The following is a 17,616-nucleotide window of genomic DNA, read 5'->3' on the forward strand; positions in this document are numbered from 1 at the left end:
TCCGTCAGTACAGAATGGTTGGGATGTGATCAATCAAACGATAAAAATATTCCATCAACATCCGTGTCATCCAATGACCAAAAAACATCAGCGCAATAAACGTCGCAATTAAACGGGGAAGAAAACTGAGTGTCTGCTCGTTGATCGAGGTTGCCGCTTGGAATACAGCGACGATCAAACCGACTAACAAACCCGGCACGACAATCGCAGACACTAACAGTAGTACCAGGTAAAGCGCATCCTGGAACAGTTCAACAAACGCTTCCGGGGCCATTGCTGCCTCCTTTAGCCAAAACTGGCGGCGAGGGTAGAAAGGATCAAATTCCACCCATCAACCAACACGAAGAGCATTAATTTAAACGGTAATGACACTATCATGGGCGACAACATCATCATACCCATCGCCATCAATACCGACGCTACCACCAAGTCAATCACCAAAAACGGTAAGAACAGCATGAATCCAATTTGGAACGCGGTTTTCAGTTCTGATGTCACAAATGCGGGGATCAGTACGGTCATTGGCACCTGCTCTGGCTCGTCAACTTGAGCGCCCGACATATTGACAAAGGTTTCCAAATCTTTGACACGGGTTTGCCTAAGCATAAACTCTCGTAGTGGCACTTGCACCCGAGTGAAGGCCTCACGCGCTGTCATCTGCTCATTGATATACGGCTGTACCGCCTCTGTATTCATTTTATCGATCACCGGCGACATAATGAACAAGGTCAAAAACATGGCGATGCCAATAATGACTTGATTGGACGGCGTTTGCTGTAACCCCATCGCTTGGCGAAGGATCGCCATCACCACCACAATGCGGGTAAAGGACGTCATTAAAATGACGACCGCTGGCAAAAACCCCAACGCGGTCATCAGCGCTAAAATTTGTAAGGTCACTGAGTAGTCTTCGCTACCATCCGGATTGACTCGCATGGTCACCGCAGGGATCCCGCCTCCGGTATTGCGCTGCGTTTCCAGGCGAACCGCTTCACCGCTATCATTCAGTGACTCGGTTGTGATGCTTTCCTGGGCGGGCGTGGCTTCTTGCTCGGCGAAAGCAAACGGTGTCATCAAAGTGGCCACCACCAGAACCCAGGCTGCCAATAGCGTGCGTATCGTCATTTTCGATTCAATAGTTGGCTAAGCTGATTTGCAAAGCGAGAGTGAGAGTCTGGCGAAGTCGGCGCTGTTGTGGGCACCGGATTATCTAGCGCTTTTAATAGCTGCACCTGAGAAGCTGTAACACCGATGACAAGTTGCTCTCCATGCACGTCCACAACTAATATCCGCTCTTTTTGGCCAATGGCTAATTGACTGACAATTTTGATCCCATTGCTTTGCTGCGCCAAGCCAGGGAGCTTAAGCCGACGTAATAGCCACGCTAACCCAAAGATTAATGCCAATACCAGCCCGAGAGACAACAGCATTGTCACTATGCTTACATCTGGCGCCGCTGCCCAAGCGGGCATCGGCACCAACAATATTCCCCAAACGCGTCGGTTCACGATCATCTTATCGTAACTTCTTAATTCGCTCAGTTTGACTGATGACATCGGTAAGACGAATACCAAATTTATCGTTAACCACCACCACTTCACCGTGGGCGATCAAGGTACCGTTCACCAGAACATCGAGCGATTCACCGGCGAGACGGTCGAGTTCAACCACCGAGCCTTGGTTAAGCTGGAGAAGATTCCGAATATTAATCTGGGTGTGTCCCACTTCCATCGAAATGGTCACCGGAATATCGAGAATCGCATCGAGCTTACGTTGTTCATCCGCGCCCAGTTGCTTCTCACTGTCGTCAGTGAGCTCATCCAATGGTGCCGCTTGTACATCATCTGATCCTTCCGAATCAGACTGCTCAGCCAGGGCAGCAGCCCAATCATCATCTACATCATTTTGATCCATGACGTCTTACCCCTGTTTACTGGTCTTATTCACTGAGTTTTACCTTGTTTACCATCAATCGGTAAATCTTCCTCGAGATCATCGAGTAGCTCAGGTTTATCCTGTAATAGCGAAATATCAGACTTCGCCATATCAGGTCGTTTTAGTTTTTCAACAATTTTCAGTGCCAGTTTATCGTTAGACTGGCCCATTTTCGCTCGATAGGTTGGCAAGTCTTCCACAAAAACCGTACACGCATCTGGCATATCAACCGGGATCACATCCCCTTTTTGTAACTCCATCAAATCGCGCAACGATAAGGTCACATCGAGTAATTTTGCACTGAGTTCCACATTCACGTCCAAGATTTCATCACGTAGCGCTTTACTCCAGCGCACGTCGGTATCCATCTTGTCACTTTGTACCCCGGCGTCGAGGAGCTCACGGATTGGCTCCAGCATCGAATAAGGCATGACCATATGAATGTCACCGCCCCCGCCATCCAGTTCGATGTGGAATGAACTGACCACAATCACTTCCGATGGACTGACAATGTTTGCCATCGCTGGGTTGACTTCCGAATCAAGATACTCAAAGGCCACTTCCATAACAGGGGCCCACGCGTCTTTATAATCCTCAAACATCAGCTTCAGCAGCATCTGTATGACGCGTCGTTCGGTTGGAGTAAATTCGCGCCCTTCGATCCGGGCATGAAATCGGCCATCGCCACCAAAGAAGTTTTCAACCAAAATAAAGACCAGTCGGGCCTCCATAGTGATTAAGCTCGTCCCTTTTAGTGGACGAAACCGTACCATGTTTAAACTGGTCGGAACGTATAACGTGTTTTGGTACTCGCCAAACTTCATCATCTGCACGCCGTTTATCGAAACTTCGGCGGTTTTCCGCAGCATATTGAACAAGCTGATGCGCATGTGACGCGCAAAACGCTCATTGATAAGCTCGAGCGTCGGCATGCGCCCGCGCACAATTCTATCTTGTGACGAGAAGTCGAAGGAGACCGTCCCATCTTCTCCAACCTCGGGCTCATTATCGTCGTCATCGACGTCGTCAACGCCGTGAAGGAGCGCGTCAATCTCGTCTTGGCTGAGTAAGTCAGTCACGTCATCACCTATTGCATCACAAACCCAGTGAAGAGAACCCGCTCTACCACCGGCTCACCCGTTACTTTAATTAAAGCCGCGCGCACATTCTCGGCGGATTGGCGTCGGACTTCTAGCTGACCTTGAGGGGTCCGCAGTTGCTCAACTGTGGCAGCACCAAAGGTATTGAGTAACGCGTGTTCTACCAGCGGCAAATTTTCCTTCGCTAGCGCTTCTCTCTCGCTACCACGCACCAATAATTGTGCATTCACTTGCACCAGCCGTTGTTGTTCATCACCAGTCACGTTAAAGACAAACGGCTGAGGTAGAGTGACATAAATGGCCGGAAGCGTGTTATTTTCTTCCTCCAAGACAATATCGTCTTGGCTTTTATCGTCACCCGATAAAAAGAAAAAAGCCCCACCGCCTACGGCCGCCAATAACACCACAGCAGCAACAATGATAATGATGAGCTTTTTCTTGCCCCCGCCTTGTTCCGAGGTTGCGTTGTCATTTGCCATGGCTATTCATGCTCCTCATTATTGGTGCGTTTTGATCAAGCATAGTAATCGACAGCGCGATCATTGTGTGAAACGTTTAACGCGTGCCCTGCTAACATCGCGTCATCATTGTCCTCACCGGTCGTTAATCCAAGAGGTGAGCCGCCTGACGACCCTGCCCCAGCATGATTTTGTTGTCCTGAAGCCATTTGTTGCGCGCCACTGTCTTGCTGCTGAACGGATCCTTGAGCCAACTGTAAGCCTTGTTGCTGTAGCATATCACGAAGCCGCGGCATTGCTTGTTCAACCGCGTCTCGCGCTTGCTGGTTGGCGACTGTAATGTGAACCGTCGCTTGATCGTTGTTCATTCCCAACTTAATTTGCATTCGCCCTAGCTCAGGAGGATCAAGCCGAATATCAACCTGCTTGAGGTTTTTTGACAGCATGATGTTAATACGCTCCGTCAAGGCAGCACCAGCTTCTGTGGGCGTTTGTCCGAGCGGGAGGGGCGCCTGTGCACTCTGCGCTGCTTGCATATCTTGTCGTGCCGTGGCGGACTGGGCCGACGACAACCCTAAACCACTGGCCAATTGTTGCGCTAAGTTTTCATGGCGTGTGGCTCCCTCTGCTGCGCTAGAAGCACTGCCACTTGTCAATGCGGTGTCCGCTTGACCCGCTTGCTCTGCCATCGCTTTTAATGCGGCTTTGCTGAGGTCATCCGACTGGCCCATTTTTCCTGCTAATAACGACGCTGGATTGGCATTGGGGTTGGCGGCTGATTTTGTATCATGACGCGTTTTATCGGTCAGCTCGCTACTCTTTAATAGTGTCGCGCCTTCTTTTGTGACGCTCTCTTTCAGGGGGCCCTCTTTTAGCAGGCTCTCTTTCCCGCTCCCTTCTTTCGCCAGCGTTTCCTTCTCTTTGCTTAGAGATGCTGGATTATCTGTCTCTTGTTGCGCTTTGGCGGTTGACCATTTTATCGCGCTTCCATCCGATTCAAGCGCGTTATCTTTGCGATGTGCAGCACTCTCAGCGTCAAGTGATTGCGTCGCTCTTACTTGACTTGCCAACGCCGCCAACTGATCCGGCGATAACTGATCGAGTACTTTTTCGGGTGACACACCCTCCGGCAAGTTTTTGGCCAGCTCAGTCAATAACGCTTGTCTGCCGATCACCCCTTCTGTGTTATCACCGTCTATCTGCACACTCTCATCGTCATCAGATTGCGTCACGTTTAGCGTCTGTGCTGATACCGCATCCGCACTGGCAGATAAGGGATCAGCGTCGGCAGTAGGCAAAGATTTGCCATTAAGCATGGCTGCCGCTTGATTCAGTCGCATCAGCAGTGCTTGGCTCTCTTCCATGGCTGTCATATCGGCAATTTCGGCCATTTCCGCTTCGCTAAACATGCCATCAGCAAGCATCGCCTCGGCATCAATTGCCTGACCATCAACCAGTAAAGTCTTGCCATCTTGGGTCAGTTTAATCGGTATGTCGCCTTGCTCACCCTTGCCATCAATGGACTGGCGCAACGCCGCTAAAAAGCCGGTATTTTTATCACCTTTTACCTCGCCTGTCGCACCGTCATTGGTCGCGGGAGGGGTTTTAGGTGAGAGATTGGAAAGCGTCAGCGTAGACTGCGTCATAAGTTTCTCGTCATTACCTTATGGTTATCCTTTAAACCGAGCCTCAATGTGCTGGCATGTCGGTAATGATAAAGCAATTATCGCGCCATTTTATTCTTAGGAAAAGGGAGAGGGACGTCGGCGTGCAATAATTGCTGCCATTTCATCCATTTGACGCTGTTCTTGATAATGAGCACGTTCCGCTTCTTCTCGCGCTCGCTTTTCGATTAACCACTCGAGAGACTGCCGGTGTTGGCGTGTTTGTTGCCATGCTTGACGGCACTGTTCTAAATGATCCTTAAACTGATGCTCAGCACCTCGTTGCTTTGCCAAGGTTTCATCAAGCTGGACGATAAATTTATTAAGATGGCCAAACGCGCTGGCAGAGAGCCCTGACTGACCCCGGTCAGACATTTGTCGGCAATATTCCAGACGATACTGCTCAATTTGCTCGAGCTGGTGATAATAGCCATCTAATGCTTGCTGGGCTTCACTGACGCTAAGTTGCGCCTGCTTTTCATCTTCTTGGGCCTTTTCTAACAATAAATGCAGTGCATGGTCAGCCATAAATTATCCTTGCAAGGTTGAGCGCAACATATTGACGCACATATCGAAAGGGACCACCTCTTTCATCCCTTGTTGCAAATAATTATCCAGTTTTGGCTTCAGGTGAAAGGCTTGGTCCACGGCTGCATCACTGCCTGGCTTGTACGCGCCAATTGAGACCAAGTCTTGGTTTTTGCGGCAAACGGACAACACTTGCCGCACCGCTTTCGACATCAAGATTTGCTCGTCACTGGTAATATTCGGCATCACACGGCTTACCGAGCGTTCGACATCAATCGCCGGATAATGCCCACCATCCGCCAATTCGCGAGATAACACGATGTGACCATCAAGAATGGCGCGTGCAGCGTCGGCAATTGGATCTTGTAAGTCATCACCTTCGGTCAATACAGTAAAAAATGCCGTGATCGAGCCCTGCCCGACAGCACCATTTCCTGCACGCTCGACTAATGAGGGTAAACGGGCAAATACCGAGGGTGGGTAGCCTTTGGTCGCGGGAGGTTCACCCACGGATAATGCGATCTCACGTTGTGCCTGAGCAAAACGTGTTAATGAGTCCATCAGCAAAAGCACATCCAACCCAAGATCGCGAAAATACTCAGCGATCGTTAGTGCCGTTTGGCAGCCTTTTAAGCGCACAAGCGGCGATGAATCAGCAGGGGCGGCGATAACGACGGCACGGGCCCGGCCCTCCTCCCCTAAGATATCATCGATAAATTCTTTTACTTCTCGGCCACGTTCGCCAATCAGCCCCACAACCACAACTTGTGCCGTGGTGCCACGTGTCATCATCCCAAGCGTTACGGATTTACCCACACCAGAGCCGGCAAACAACCCAATTCGCTGCCCTTTACCGACAGTAAGCAGACCGTTAATCGCTTTAATCCCCACATCGAGGGGTTCTCTAATTGGCTGTCTCGCTAATGGGTTGATGGGAGTACCTTCTAAACTGGCCTGCTTATCAGTGTAGATATCCCCTTTGCCATCCAGTGGGTTTCCCATACCGTCGATAACACGGCCAAGCAGCTCCATGCCTACGGAAAGTTGGCTACGTTCAGATAAAGGCGTCACGCGTGCACCCGGGAGTACCCCAGAGACTTGTTCATTTGGCATCAAGTACAACAACTCTCCGGCAAACCCCACCACTTCCGCTTCGATGGTTCCATTTAAGGTCTCGACCGCACAAACAGAACCGATGGGCGCCCGGCAGCCGATCGCTTCGAGCGTTAAGCCGACCATTCGTACCAATTTTCCGGATGCCACGGGTTTTGGCGCAAGGTTATCTAATTGACACCGCTTTAAGCGCTCAGCCAGCTGACTCATGACGACACGCCGTCATCATCGCTGGATGAGGAGGATGAAGCATGAGGTTTTGCTTGCGCTTGCTCTTGCGCTTGTGCCGCTGCGTCTGACGACGGTTGCGCCGACGACTTGAGCGTATCGGTTTCAGTATTGGACGTATTAACACTGGGATCGTCAGCGCCAGACGTGGAAGACTGGGATGGCACTGATTGCCGTGACTGGTTTTTCCCTTGAAACTCGCGGAGCAACGCGTCCACCCGTTCACTGTATTGATAATCAACCACAGAATCTTTCGATTTCACATGTACATCACCACGCGCTAACGCGGGCTCTGATTGTAACGTCCAATCCCGTGAGGCTAACATGGCGTCGTCGTAGGCTTCGGTGACCACGGCATAATCATCAGGATGTAACGCGGCTGTGACGGGATGATCCGCCACGGGGAGTGCAGCTATCGATGCGCGTAATGTCTGTAAAATGACCTGCGGATTGGTTTCTAACTCCACGCCGGTCAGCGACTTAGTCAATGCTTGGACCATTACCAAAAGTTGCTGTTCGACGTCTATATCAAGCTTCTCCAATGGATGACTGAGCTGATTAAGAATGGTGTCAAGATGCTGACAGCGCGTCTCAATTAATGCTTTTCCCTCTTCAACACCCTGCTCATACCCTGCCTTTTTGCCTTCTTCGAACCCTTTTTCGTGCCCTTCTTCTAGGCCACCCTCTAGCCCTTCTTGATGCCCGAGTTGTTTGCCTTCTTCATAGCCTTCGTCATAACCTCGTTGCCGAATCGCTTCTAGGGCATCGGCCGTTAATGGCTCTGGGGCCGGCTCACTTTCTTCAACGTCAGTATCCGCTTCTGGCTCCCAGCTCGGATCATAATTGAGCGCAGTATCTTTGGGCAGATTATCTCGATCGCCATAAGGCGGCAGTGTCCAACGATCGATCGTTTCGGCGTCAGCTTCGTTGGCACGAATATAGCCACGGCGTTTATCTAAACTCATCGACAACCTCTACGCGAAAGAAAAGCAACTTATACAAACTCATCACCGCCGCCACCAGTGAGCATCAGCTCACCGGCATCGGCAAGGCGACGCGCAACGGAAAGGATTTCTTTTTGTGCCCCTTCAACATCGGAGACACGAATTGGCCCCATGGCTTCAATATCATCTTGCAGCATTTCGGCCGCACGTTTAGACATGTTGCGATAGATTTTCTCGCGTAAATTATCTTCCGCTCCCTTAAGTGCTTTTTGCAGCACTTCTTGCGGCACATCGCGCAATAGGGTCTGTATACCGCGGTCATCCACATCAATTAAGTTGTCAAAGACAAACATCAAGTCTTGGATTTGTGATGCCATCTCTTCGTCCTGATCACGAATGGAGTCCATTAAGACACCTTCTACACTGTTGTCCATGTAGTTCATGATTTCGGCAGCCGCTTTTAAGCCACCAATTTTGGCGGCTTGAGCACCCGCTTGGCCAGCAAACTGCTTCTCCATGATTTCGTTTAGTTCGTGTAATGCCGCTGGCTGGACTTCTTCTAAGTTGGCGATCCGCATCATCAGATCGAGCCGGTCACGCTCAACAAACTGGGAGAGAATTTCTGCCGAATGTTCAGGATCTAAGTATGACAGCACGATAGTTTGAATCTGCGGGTGCTCGTTGATGATGATGCTGGCGACTTGACGCGGATCCATCCATTTGAGTGAGTCTAAGCCTTTGGAGCCACTGCCAAGCAAGATTTGGTCAACCAAGTTATTAGCTTTGTCTTCACCCAGCGCCGCCACCAGTGCGTTACGCACAAAGTCTTCGCTTCCCATCCCAATCGATGTGTATTTTTGGATTTCTTCCAAAAACGCACGATGCACCGCCGCGACCTTGTCCGAGTTAAGATCGGTCATTGATGTCATCGCCGAACCGACTCGCTGCACTTGTTTAGGTTCGAGGTGTCGAATGATGCTTGCTGCATCTTGCTCACTTAAACTTAACAGTAAGATGGCGGCTTTCTCAATCCCACTTAAAGAGCTGATATCGAAACTTGAGCCGGCTTGCTCTTCACCCGTGTTTGCGACTTCATTTGCCATCTTCGGTCACCCAGTTTTTTACCGCTTGTGCGGCCAAGTCTGGCTCATTGGCGACCAGCGCTCGGACCGCTTTTAGCAAGTCTTCGTCTTTATGTAAGTTTGGCAGCTCAACATCTGACGCTGACATGGCAAAATTACTCGAGCCATCGAGCTCTGAACCAATCAAGCCAACGTCATCGCCATCTGGGGTAATGGGTAGGCCATCCGGACCCAAGATTTCGCCATTAGGCCCGACAGTATTGCCATCTTCGTCGATATTGGGGTACAACAGCTTTTTCATCGCTGGGCGGACCAACACCACAATAATCACGATAATGACTAAAGCAGCCGCCAACCAGCGTACCCAATCATTAAAGTTTGGATGATCCCAGATAGCAACATCTTGTTCGGCAGCTTGCTCAGGTTCGACAAATGGTACGGCGATCACTTCAAGCACATCACCGCGCTGCTCACTAAATCCTACCCCGCCCATTAATAAGCGGCGGATTTTTGCCAGTTCATCATCCGTTAAAGGCTCTTTAACCACATCACCGGTGTCCGGATCGACACTTTGCTTAAAATTCACCGCCACTGAAACAGTTTGGCGGTCGATCACGCCTGATTGCGCGCGCCGATGACGAATTGTCGTATCTAATTCAAAATTACGCGTCGCTTCTCGACTGACCGAACCATTTCCGCCTGCGCCATTTTTTAAATCTCGCACATCCTCTGGAATAGAGGCGTCCGCTGGTGGTTGATTGCTTAATGCCCCAGGGATACCAGCCACACGGTCGGAGCCGTTATAATCTTCACGTGTGTATTCACTGCGCGTCGCTGGCGTATTGGGGTTATATTGCCGTTGCGTTTCTTCCAACGAGCTAAAATCCAGGGCAACATCGACTTGAGAGGTATAATTCCCTAAGCCCAAAACAGGGATGAGAATGGAATCAATTTTTTCCCGTAACTGGCGCTCTTGTTTACGTTCTAATTCGTACTCTTTTCGCCGCGCCGCCGACGCTGGATCTTCACTGCCTGAGTTGAGCAAACGTCCGTGCTGATCGGTGACGGTTACGCGCGTAGGTTTCAGAGAAGGCACTGCGGAGGCCACCATATCAACAATCGAGTCGACTTCTTCCTGGCCTAGGGTATTACGCCCGCCAAGGGTCAAAAAGACCGTTGCGGATGCTTCTTGGTTGTGACGCACAAAAACACTCTGTTTGGGCAGCGCCAACAGTACTCTCGCGTTTCGCACTTGACGCACTTCTTCGATCGCTGCCGCCAGTTGACGTTCACGACTCAGTTTTAAGCGTTCTGTTTCAAGCTTTTGCGATACACCAAAGCCCATATCATTGAGCAAAATATCGTCGCCCTCTGCCGTGGCTGTATTTAAGCCCGCTCGGGTGAGCCCAAGACGAATGGACGAGTAATCGCTAGAGGGAACGCGGATGGTGTTTCCATCGAGTTGATAATCGACTTTGCTTTGATCTAGGTGATCGAGAACCGGAATAAGCTCTTCCGTTTCGTACGTCCCCAGTGGCCGCATCTCTGGCTCTTGTACCCAGAAAAAAAGCATCATGATCAGGGCCACGCAGATCGCGACCGCGAGCACCAAGATCAGTTGACGCACCATGTCGAGATCGCCAAATATCGAATTTGACGACGCCGATTGTTCGAGTGCATCCGGATCTTGCGCGCTTTGCTCCGCGTCTAGCGTTGCATCGGTCGATGGTAATGCTGCTGCACCATCTGACACCGCGAGATCGGTATTTTGATTCTCTTCAGCCACTGATTAATTCCTACATTAAACAGGCATGTTCATTAATTCTTTATACGCTTCAACCAGTTTGTTGCGCGTTTGCACTGTTGCGTCAAAGGCCACACTGGATTTGTTCCGGGCGATCATGACATCCGATAAGCTCACATTACGATCGCCTTCATCAAACCGGGTGGCGAGTTCACCGGATGTTTTTTGCAGTCCATTGACATGATTAATGGCACTGGAGAGCATATCGCCAAACTCTTGGCTAACTTGCTGTCCCGTGGCAGGCTGAGACACATTTTTCGCGGCTACCGCCATGGCTTGCATTTCTTGCGTCAGGGCATTGGCTTTCATCGTCGATCCTTCCTGTGTCAATTTTTTGTCAAATGAGTCAGATTTCTATCAGATATCTGTGTGTTTGCAACTTTGAGACCACTTTAGCAAAAAGCCGCAACACCGCGCGATTATTGGGGAATATCGATGCCAGCATCACGCATTTTGGCTAATTTGTAGCGTAAGGTTCTCGGGCTAATCCCAAGGCGTTCTGCAACATCTTTGCGGCGTCCTTCACAAGCGCGGATCGTTTCTAAAATAATAGAAAATTCCTGATCGCGTAACTCATTGCCCAATCCTACGCCATTGGGGGGCTGCTCAACATGCTCAGTGGCCGTTGGAGGAGAAGCCGGCGCTTGTGCTTGGTGGTTAAAGCGCGTATTCATTACTTGATTTTGTAAGCTAGACGCATCTTGCCAATCTTGCCCCTCCAGTAGAATATCAGAGGCTTGAATGTGCGACTGCGTGGCCAAGATTAATGCGCGTTGCATAACGTTATCGAGCTCTCTGACATTACCAGGCCACGGGTACGCGAGCAGTTTCTGTTCGGCATCTGGATGCAAACTTGGGCAAGGTAAGCCTTGTTTTTGGCAGTGGCGTGACAGTAAATAATGCGCCAGTGGAATAATATCGCCGAGCCGATCACTGAGCGCCGGCCAAGTGATGGGAAAGACATTCAAGCGATAGTAAAGATCCTCTCGAAAGTGGCCTTGCGCTACGTATTCTTTTAAGTCGCGGTTACTGGTGGCAAGCACCCGCAAATCAAGCTGGATACTTTTTCGTCCACCTAAACGCTCAACCTCACGCTCTTGCAACACGCGTAGTAATTTCGCTTGCAACCCAAGCTCCATCTCACTGATTTCATCCAGTAAAATGGTTCCGCCTTGTGCCTGTTCAAACTTGCCCGGGCAAGCCTGAACCGCGCCAGTAAAGGCCCCTTTTTCGTAGCCAAATAACGTGGCTTCTAACATGTTTTCTGGAATCGCGGCACAGTTAATGGCGACAAAAGCGGCATTGGCACGTGCTGAATGATCGTGAATATAGCGCGCCATGACTTCTTTTCCTGAGCCTGAAGGCCCTAAGATCATCACATTCGCATCGGTATTTGCTACTTTGTCTGCCAACGCCAGTAAGGCGACGCTTTTTGGATCTTCAGCAATCGCATCGGAGTCATCGGTTTTGACAGGGGCATAGCGGCTCACCATATTTAACAGCACTTCGGGGGCAAACGGTTTAGCCATGTAATCGATCGCGCCCTCTTTCATCGCCGCCACGGCATCTTCGATGTTGGCATAGGCCGTCATCAGCAAAACCGGTAAATTCGGCATGTGTGTTTTAATCGAGCGCAAAAGTGCAAGGCCATCCATTCCTGCCATTTGCACGTCAGAGACGACAATATCAATGGCCTCTGATTTCAGGGTCACTAAGGCTTGCTCGGCACTGTCCGCTTCTCGCCAGTGATACCCTGCCAGCGCCAGTGTATCGACAAGCGCTTCGCGCAACCCTTCATCATCTTCCACGATTAGCACGGTTGTTTGGCTCATTGTGTTTCTCCTACGCTCTCACCATGATCTGCCACCGCCCCTTTGGCAAGCGGCAAACACAATGTAAAACAGGCCCCTTTTTCAGGCTCAGATTGTAAGGTGAGCTTGCCATCATGGGCATGACACACCATTTGCACAACGGCGAGGCCAAGACCTGTCCCCTGTTGTCGCGTGGTAAAAAAAGGCTCAAGGACTTTGGCATGTAACTCCGGCGCGATGCCTGGCCCGTTATCCGCCACCGAAAGTAAAAGGTTATCGCCCTGCAGCCGTGAATCGACAACGACTTGGCAGCCTTTGCCCGCCACCTGGACAGCATTAATCACAAGATTACTTAAGGCACTGGCTAACGCATTGGGGTTGCCCAACACCTTTACACTTTCGTCGTCACTGTTAATTGCAAAATCAACATCATGTCCTTGAACGACCGCATCCACCATGGGCTCAAATTCATTAAATAGCTGTTCGACACTGAATACCTTGACCACGTTATTGTCGCCGCCTTTGGCAAATAGCAACATGTCATTGACTTGCTTTTCCAGATCATGCAAACGGTCTAACAACTTGAATTGAAAACGCTGCCTGGTCGCATTATTCAGGTTTGGGGCACCTAGGTTGGACGCATACAAAATGGCACTCGATAGTGGCGTACGCACCTGATGCGCTAATGATGCCACCATTTTACCTAACGATGATAAGCGTTGTAGATCACTGACACGCGATTGCAATAAACGGGTTTCGGTCATATCGGTAATTAAAATGAGCTGCCCCGAATCGGACGCTGAGATGGCCAGCTTTACTCGCCGACCATCTTTTAGTGATACCTCGTGCCCATCATCGTCACGTGGGGAAAAAGCCCGTTGTATCACCTCAAACCAACGCTGCTGAGTCAATGGCTCACCCAGTAGTCGATGCGCCTCTGGATTGGCTTCAGCAACACGTCCATTGGCGTCCAGCAAGATAACCCCCGCAGGCATAACATCCAGAACTTGCTTATATCGAGTAACTTGTTGATCCACTGATCCAAGTGGCGACGATTGGGTTTCCATTTAAGCAATACACATTTCAATCAAGGTTTTACTCATTTAAGCAGGGATTATGCCATAAAAATAGTCAATAATATCAGCTTGTTGAGGACAAAAAAGCGAAGTCATTTTTTTGACTCCGCTTTTTGACACATTACCGATTTATATTAACTCTTCTTTGTTGAGTCCGTACTTACGCATTTTTTCCACCAAGGTGGTTCGCCGCATACTCAACATGTCCGCGGCTCTGGCGACGACGCCTGACTGCGCCTCAAGTGCCTGCTTGATCAGATCAACTTCTACCTCAGCCAGGGTCTCTTTAAGATTAACGCCCTCGGGAGGCAAACTAGTAAAACCTGGACTGTCAGAAAAGCCTGGCATCTCATCGTCAAACGCGGGAATATCTGGCTCACAAAACATCGCAGTGAGTGCCTCTCGCTCTGCCATTTCGGTGTCTTCTACCGAATACGCTTCTGGCTGAAATTCAGGAATATCACTGTAGCGATATTTCGCGGGAAGGTGATTTACATCCACCATTTGCCCCGGATATAAAATCACCAAGCGTTCGATAAGGTTGGCCAATTCACGCACGTTCCCCGGCCACTGATGTTCCATTAGCGAATTAATTGCTCGCGGTGAAATATGAATTCGTCCATTTCCTTCACCATCTAGACGAGACATCAGTTCGTGGATAAGCAAGGGAATATCGTCAATACGATCTCGCAATGCAGGCATCTCAATCGGGAATACGTTGAGTCGGTAATAGAGATCTTCGCGAAATTCGCCTTCTTGGATCATCGTTTCCAGTGTGCGGTGAGTGGCAGCAACCACTCTGACATTGGCGCGAATACTTTTATTTCCTCCCACTCGCTCAAACGTACGCTCTTGAAGGACGCGTAACAACTTCACTTGCATTGGCATCGGCATATCGCCGATTTCATCCAAAAAGAGCGTTCCACCCTCCGCAAGTTCAAAACGTCCTTTGCGCGCTGAAATTGCGCCGGTAAATGCCCCTTTTTCATGGCCAAAGAGTTCACTTTCGAGGAGCTCTCCGGGAATCGCACCACAGTTCACCGGCACAAAAGGACCGGTCGCGCGTGAGGATGAATGATGAATATGGCGTGCAACCACTTCTTTACCGGTGCCAGACTCACCTAAAATCAACACACTTGCCTCGGTTGAAGCAACCTGATCAATTAAATGACGAACCTGTTCAATCACATCGCTCTTGCCAACCATATTATGAAAGGCGGTGTTGTCACCTGCGAGTTGTGGAATACTAAACGCTTGTTTTCCAGCAAACTCACGGCAATGGTGTAAGGCGTCAAACAATTGTGGGTAATTTAACGGTAAGCCCAGTTCGCCGACATAATTAGGCAACCCGGAAAGTTCACGATCATGACGTCGAATCGCAATCACTGGAACATGGTGATAGGTCGCAAGTTGGTCAAGCACTTTCTCTAACAGAGATGTCGAGCGGACGTGACCAAGAAAGCATGCGCCCCAGTTTTGCTCCCAGAGTGCATCACTGACATCTGTGGTCGAGTGAAGCGCGTAACGCTCGCCGATAAAATCGAGTATCACGCCGAGATCGTGACGAAACTGGTCATCGTCATCGATAACAAGGATCTTTGCTAAATCTTGCATGTGTGAGATACGTCTGCCCTGATAACTTATTATTATTGTGCCGCTCGTAAGCAACAACAATCTCAATTTTAATCAAGACATTGTAATAGAGAACGCGCATAAGGCAACCGGAGACACAGTAAACCTGTGACTCCAGTGCCATGTCCGTCTTTTGGTAGGCGGTTTAACTGGTCGCTTGGGTCATATTATGGTATTCAGAGGGAATCTGGTCCCAAGCTGATTTTATCTCTCGCAATAGCTCAATCACATCGTCAATGGGTTCTGGCGTATTGTCTAAGTTGGCGGCACTGACTTGTCGAATCATAAAGTCATAAATGGCATCCAAATTATCCGCGATATCACCGCCCTCATCCATAGATAAACAAGCCCGTAGATTGATAATAATATCCAATGCCTTACCTAGGCGCTCACCTTTGACGGATAAATCGCCTTGTGCCATCGCCGCCTTGCCTTGAATTAAACGCTCAATAGCCCCGGCCATCAGCATCTGGATAACCTTATGAGGCGACGCGGCGCTTAACTGACTGTCAACCGAGACCTTCTTATAGGCCTGTAGTGAGCCTCTCATAGTCTTCCTCACCTATTGAAATTTCTTATACAGCTGCACAGACTGCTTCCCCTTGCGCTGCTGTAACAAGCGCTTGGCAGATTCTGCTTTGTGCTCTTCGAGCGTATCAATGAGCGTTTTTGTTCTTGCCAACGCCTCGGACCATTGTGGATGACTCGGCGCCTGTGTTGACGCTGCAATCTTATCGAGCAGCGTTTTTCTATCATGCAATTGTTGAGCCAGCTTTTCTGGATCAATATCACTTAGGGTTAAGTGCTGAGCAATGTCTGCATCCATTACCTCTAAGGTGGCGAGCCAATCCGCAATCTCTGTCATGGCTAACCTGGCATGATGTTTTGCATTGCTTGCAATTGAGAACGCATTTGACTCGTTGCTTCTTCCATCGCAGAAAAGCGCTGCATGGTTCGTGACTCTAAGCTTTCCATACGTCTATCTAACTCACGCTGATCATCACGTAATCTCAGCTTTTGCTCTGAAAGCGTGCTTTCACGGTTACTGATCGCTCCACCCGCGCCGGTGAACCCATTGACCACCTGCTCTAATTGACGCGCAAAGCCATCGTTGCCACCGAAAAAACCTTCTAAGGCGTTAAAGTTTTGACGCAGCTGGCGGTCTAACACGTTATTGTCGATTTCTAAACGACCATCCATGGTAGTCGTCACCCCAAGTTCACTCAATGTTTTCATCCCTTCAGGCGCTTTCTCTATCGGAGATGAAAATAAGTTACGTAACCGGCTGGTTGCCGTACGTATCACACTTTCACCCGCCAACGGACCGCCTTGTTGCGTTTCGGGATCATATTGGCTAACGGCTTGAGAGACACGGAAGAACGCATTGTAGTTATCAACAAAAGACGTAATCGTTGATCGTACCGATTCTCGGTCATGCTCTACCGCCAGTGAAAGTGGCTTATCACTAGTTTGGTCAACTTCTAACGAGACACCCTCGATAGCATTATCAAATGTATTGGTTGTACTGGACACCGAGGCGATACCATCAATCAGTATCTTGGCATCTTGTGCTGCCTGCATTTGCGTCATGCCATTATTAGCTTGTCCAGCTTGAAACCCTAACTGGTGGAGTGCACTGCCTATCTGAGCATCAACATTCACTTCGATTTGATTCGCTTCCCCGGTTTTATTACCGTTTAGCACCATACGTGTGCCACTATCGTCTTGGATAAGCGACGCCTGGATCCCGGGGTTTTTAGGATCGTTGTTAATCGCCCGCACAACGTCAGCCAAGCTGTCTTTGCCTTGTGGTACATCGAGCACACTGGTGCGATTACCCATGGTGATCGTAAGTTTACCCGTACCCAACGATGCATCAGGATCGACGCCTGGCGAGACAAGCTTATGAGCCCCCGCAAGTTGCTGTACATCAATCTGATAACGTCCAGGGATGGCGTCCGGGGTTGCCGTAGCACCGAGCGCGTCGGGGTTGCTCACCGATGTGATTCTCGCCGAAAAACCTTCGTTACGACGAAAATCATACATCTGGGTTTTAAGTGTCGCGAGAGAATCTTTTAAGCGACCAAACGCACTAATGTCGGTTTCAACGTCATTAGTGCGTTTGATAATCCGCTCTTGCTTGGGTGCACGTTCAGCATCCACGATTTTAGTGACCATGGCATTAATATCCATGCCACCGCCCATGCCTGCTGCTTTTACACTCATAACGACTCTCTCACC

Annotated in this window: 18 protein-coding genes and 2 pseudogenes; all 20 read right to left on the bottom strand. The window is 49.7% G+C overall.

Going from position 1 to position 17,616, the window contains the following annotated elements; all coding sequences use genetic code 11:
• Window positions 1-4: 4 nt before the first annotated feature.
• The 20 genes and pseudogenes from fliQ to fliD all read right to left on the bottom strand — a co-directional run bounded on the left by fliQ (window position 5) and on the right by fliD (window position 17,601).
• A complete protein-coding gene (fliQ, locus tag BZG80_RS01340) occupies window positions 5-274 on the bottom strand; it encodes a flagellar biosynthesis protein FliQ (protein WP_021023068.1) in 270 nt (89 codons plus the stop codon).
• A gap of 11 nt (window positions 275-285) precedes the next feature.
• The gene (gene fliP, locus BZG80_RS01345; RefSeq protein WP_021023067.1) at window positions 286-1,125 is read right to left on the bottom strand and encodes a flagellar type III secretion system pore protein FliP; all 840 of its coding nucleotides are present in this window, start codon (window positions 1,123-1,125) and stop codon (window positions 286-288) included.
• Complete coding sequence (gene fliO / locus BZG80_RS01350) at window positions 1,122-1,508, bottom strand: flagellar biosynthetic protein FliO (protein ID WP_158011516.1); 387 nt, start codon at window positions 1,506-1,508, stop codon at window positions 1,122-1,124. Before fliO ends, fliP begins: the two co-directional genes overlap by 4 nt.
• Window positions 1,509-1,515: 7 nt before the next feature.
• Window positions 1,516-1,914 (bottom strand): flagellar motor switch protein FliN, encoded by a 399-nt coding sequence (fliN, locus tag BZG80_RS01355; RefSeq protein ID WP_021023065.1) that lies wholly within the window; start codon window positions 1,912-1,914, stop codon window positions 1,516-1,518.
• Window positions 1,915-1,943: 29 nt separating this feature from the next.
• Window positions 1,944-3,014, bottom strand: a complete 1,071-nt coding sequence (gene fliM / locus BZG80_RS01360; RefSeq protein ID WP_077678589.1) for a flagellar motor switch protein FliM — start codon at window positions 3,012-3,014, stop codon at window positions 1,944-1,946.
• 8 nt (window positions 3,015-3,022) lie between these two features.
• Window positions 3,023-3,514, bottom strand: a complete 492-nt coding sequence (gene fliL / locus BZG80_RS01365) for a flagellar basal body-associated protein FliL (protein WP_021023063.1) — start codon at window positions 3,512-3,514, stop codon at window positions 3,023-3,025.
• Window positions 3,515-3,549: 35 nt separating this feature from the next.
• Window positions 3,550-5,139: a flagellar hook-length control protein FliK gene (locus tag BZG80_RS01370; protein WP_077678590.1), complete on the bottom strand. Its 1,590-nt coding sequence runs from the start codon at window positions 5,137-5,139 to the stop codon at window positions 3,550-3,552.
• A 96-nt stretch (window positions 5,140-5,235) separates the two neighbouring features.
• Complete coding sequence (gene fliJ, locus BZG80_RS01375; protein WP_021023061.1) at window positions 5,236-5,685, bottom strand: flagellar export protein FliJ; 450 nt, start codon at window positions 5,683-5,685, stop codon at window positions 5,236-5,238.
• A gap of 3 nt (window positions 5,686-5,688) precedes the next feature.
• Window positions 5,689-7,008 (bottom strand): flagellar protein export ATPase FliI, encoded by a 1,320-nt coding sequence (fliI, locus tag BZG80_RS01380; RefSeq protein WP_077669116.1) that lies wholly within the window; start codon window positions 7,006-7,008, stop codon window positions 5,689-5,691.
• Entirely contained in the window at window positions 7,005-7,991 is a 987-nt protein-coding gene (locus tag BZG80_RS01385; RefSeq protein ID WP_077678591.1) for a flagellar assembly protein FliH, read from the bottom strand. The genes fliI and BZG80_RS01385 overlap by 4 nt, the downstream gene beginning before the upstream one ends.
• A gap of 29 nt (window positions 7,992-8,020) precedes the next feature.
• Window positions 8,021-9,073: a flagellar motor switch protein FliG gene (gene fliG, locus BZG80_RS01390; protein WP_021023058.1), complete on the bottom strand. Its 1,053-nt coding sequence runs from the start codon at window positions 9,071-9,073 to the stop codon at window positions 8,021-8,023.
• Window positions 9,063-10,838: a flagellar basal-body MS-ring/collar protein FliF gene (gene fliF, locus BZG80_RS01395; RefSeq protein WP_077460305.1), complete on the bottom strand. Its 1,776-nt coding sequence runs from the start codon at window positions 10,836-10,838 to the stop codon at window positions 9,063-9,065. The genes fliG and fliF overlap by 11 nt, the downstream gene beginning before the upstream one ends.
• 15 nt (window positions 10,839-10,853) lie before the next feature.
• Window positions 10,854-11,165, bottom strand: a complete 312-nt coding sequence (gene fliE / locus BZG80_RS01400; RefSeq protein WP_021023056.1) for a flagellar hook-basal body complex protein FliE — start codon at window positions 11,163-11,165, stop codon at window positions 10,854-10,856.
• A 110-nt stretch (window positions 11,166-11,275) separates the two neighbouring features.
• Window positions 11,276-11,446, bottom strand: a pseudogene (locus BZG80_RS16260) (helix-turn-helix domain-containing protein); the annotation flags it as partial.
• 83 nt (window positions 11,447-11,529) lie between these two features.
• Window positions 11,530-12,688: pseudogene (locus tag BZG80_RS01405) on the bottom strand (sigma-54-dependent transcriptional regulator); the annotation flags it as partial.
• Window positions 12,685-13,734 (bottom strand): sensor histidine kinase, encoded by a 1,050-nt coding sequence (locus BZG80_RS01410; protein WP_021023054.1) that lies wholly within the window; start codon window positions 13,732-13,734, stop codon window positions 12,685-12,687. The gene BZG80_RS01410 and the pseudogene BZG80_RS01405, both read right to left, overlap by 4 nt.
• 138 nt (window positions 13,735-13,872) lie before the next feature.
• Entirely contained in the window at window positions 13,873-15,357 is a 1,485-nt protein-coding gene (locus BZG80_RS01415; RefSeq protein WP_077460303.1) for a sigma-54 dependent transcriptional regulator, read from the bottom strand.
• A 163-nt stretch (window positions 15,358-15,520) separates the two neighbouring features.
• Window positions 15,521-15,925, bottom strand: coding sequence for a flagellar export chaperone FliS (gene fliS, locus BZG80_RS01420; protein ID WP_021023052.1), 405 nt, complete (start codon window positions 15,923-15,925; stop codon window positions 15,521-15,523).
• A gap of 12 nt (window positions 15,926-15,937) precedes the next feature.
• Window positions 15,938-16,240, bottom strand: a complete 303-nt coding sequence (locus BZG80_RS01425) for a hypothetical protein (protein WP_077677131.1) — start codon at window positions 16,238-16,240, stop codon at window positions 15,938-15,940.
• 2 nt (window positions 16,241-16,242) lie between these two features.
• A complete protein-coding gene (gene fliD, locus BZG80_RS01430; protein WP_077678592.1) occupies window positions 16,243-17,601 on the bottom strand; it encodes a flagellar filament capping protein FliD in 1,359 nt (452 codons plus the stop codon).
• Window positions 17,602-17,616 lie beyond the last annotated feature (15 nt).

The sequence above is a fragment of the Salinivibrio sp. MA440 genome (assembly GCF_001996265.1).
Classification (GTDB): Bacteria; Pseudomonadota; Gammaproteobacteria; order Enterobacterales; family Vibrionaceae; genus Salinivibrio; species Salinivibrio costicola.

Bases quoted from the DNA above. Each gene is read 5' to 3' on its own strand.
- fliE (WP_021023056.1), bottom strand. From the start codon at position 11,165: ATGAAAGCCAATGCCCTGACGCAAGAAATGCAAGCCATGGCGGTAGCC.
- fliG (WP_021023058.1), bottom strand. From the start codon at position 9,073: ATGGCAAATGAAGTCGCAAACACGGGTGAAGAGCAAGCCGGCTCAAGT.
- BZG80_RS01370 (WP_077678590.1), bottom strand. From the start codon at position 5,139: ATGACGCAGTCTACGCTGACGCTTTCCAATCTCTCACCTAAAACCCCT.
- fliP (WP_021023067.1), bottom strand. From the start codon at position 1,125: ATGACGATACGCACGCTATTGGCAGCCTGGGTTCTGGTGGTGGCCACT.
- fliN (WP_021023065.1), bottom strand. From the start codon at position 1,914: ATGGATCAAAATGATGTAGATGATGATTGGGCTGCTGCCCTGGCTGAG.
- fliS (WP_021023052.1), bottom strand. From the start codon at position 15,925: ATGAGAGGCTCACTACAGGCCTATAAGAAGGTCTCGGTTGACAGTCAG.
- BZG80_RS01415 (WP_077460303.1), bottom strand. From the start codon at position 15,357: ATGCAAGATTTAGCAAAGATCCTTGTTATCGATGACGATGACCAGTTT.
- fliI (WP_077669116.1), bottom strand. From the start codon at position 7,008: ATGAGTCAGCTGGCTGAGCGCTTAAAGCGGTGTCAATTAGATAACCTT.
- fliL (WP_021023063.1), bottom strand. From the start codon at position 3,514: ATGGCAAATGACAACGCAACCTCGGAACAAGGCGGGGGCAAGAAAAAG.
- fliQ (WP_021023068.1), bottom strand. From the start codon at position 274: ATGGCCCCGGAAGCGTTTGTTGAACTGTTCCAGGATGCGCTTTACCTG.
- fliD (WP_077678592.1), bottom strand. From the start codon at position 17,601: ATGAGTGTAAAAGCAGCAGGCATGGGCGGTGGCATGGATATTAATGCC.
- BZG80_RS01410 (WP_021023054.1), bottom strand. From the start codon at position 13,734: ATGGAAACCCAATCGTCGCCACTTGGATCAGTGGATCAACAAGTTACT.
- fliJ (WP_021023061.1), bottom strand. From the start codon at position 5,685: ATGGCTGACCATGCACTGCATTTATTGTTAGAAAAGGCCCAAGAAGAT.
- BZG80_RS01425 (WP_077677131.1), bottom strand. From the start codon at position 16,240: ATGACAGAGATTGCGGATTGGCTCGCCACCTTAGAGGTAATGGATGCA.
- BZG80_RS01385 (WP_077678591.1), bottom strand. From the start codon at position 7,991: ATGAGTTTAGATAAACGCCGTGGCTATATTCGTGCCAACGAAGCTGAC.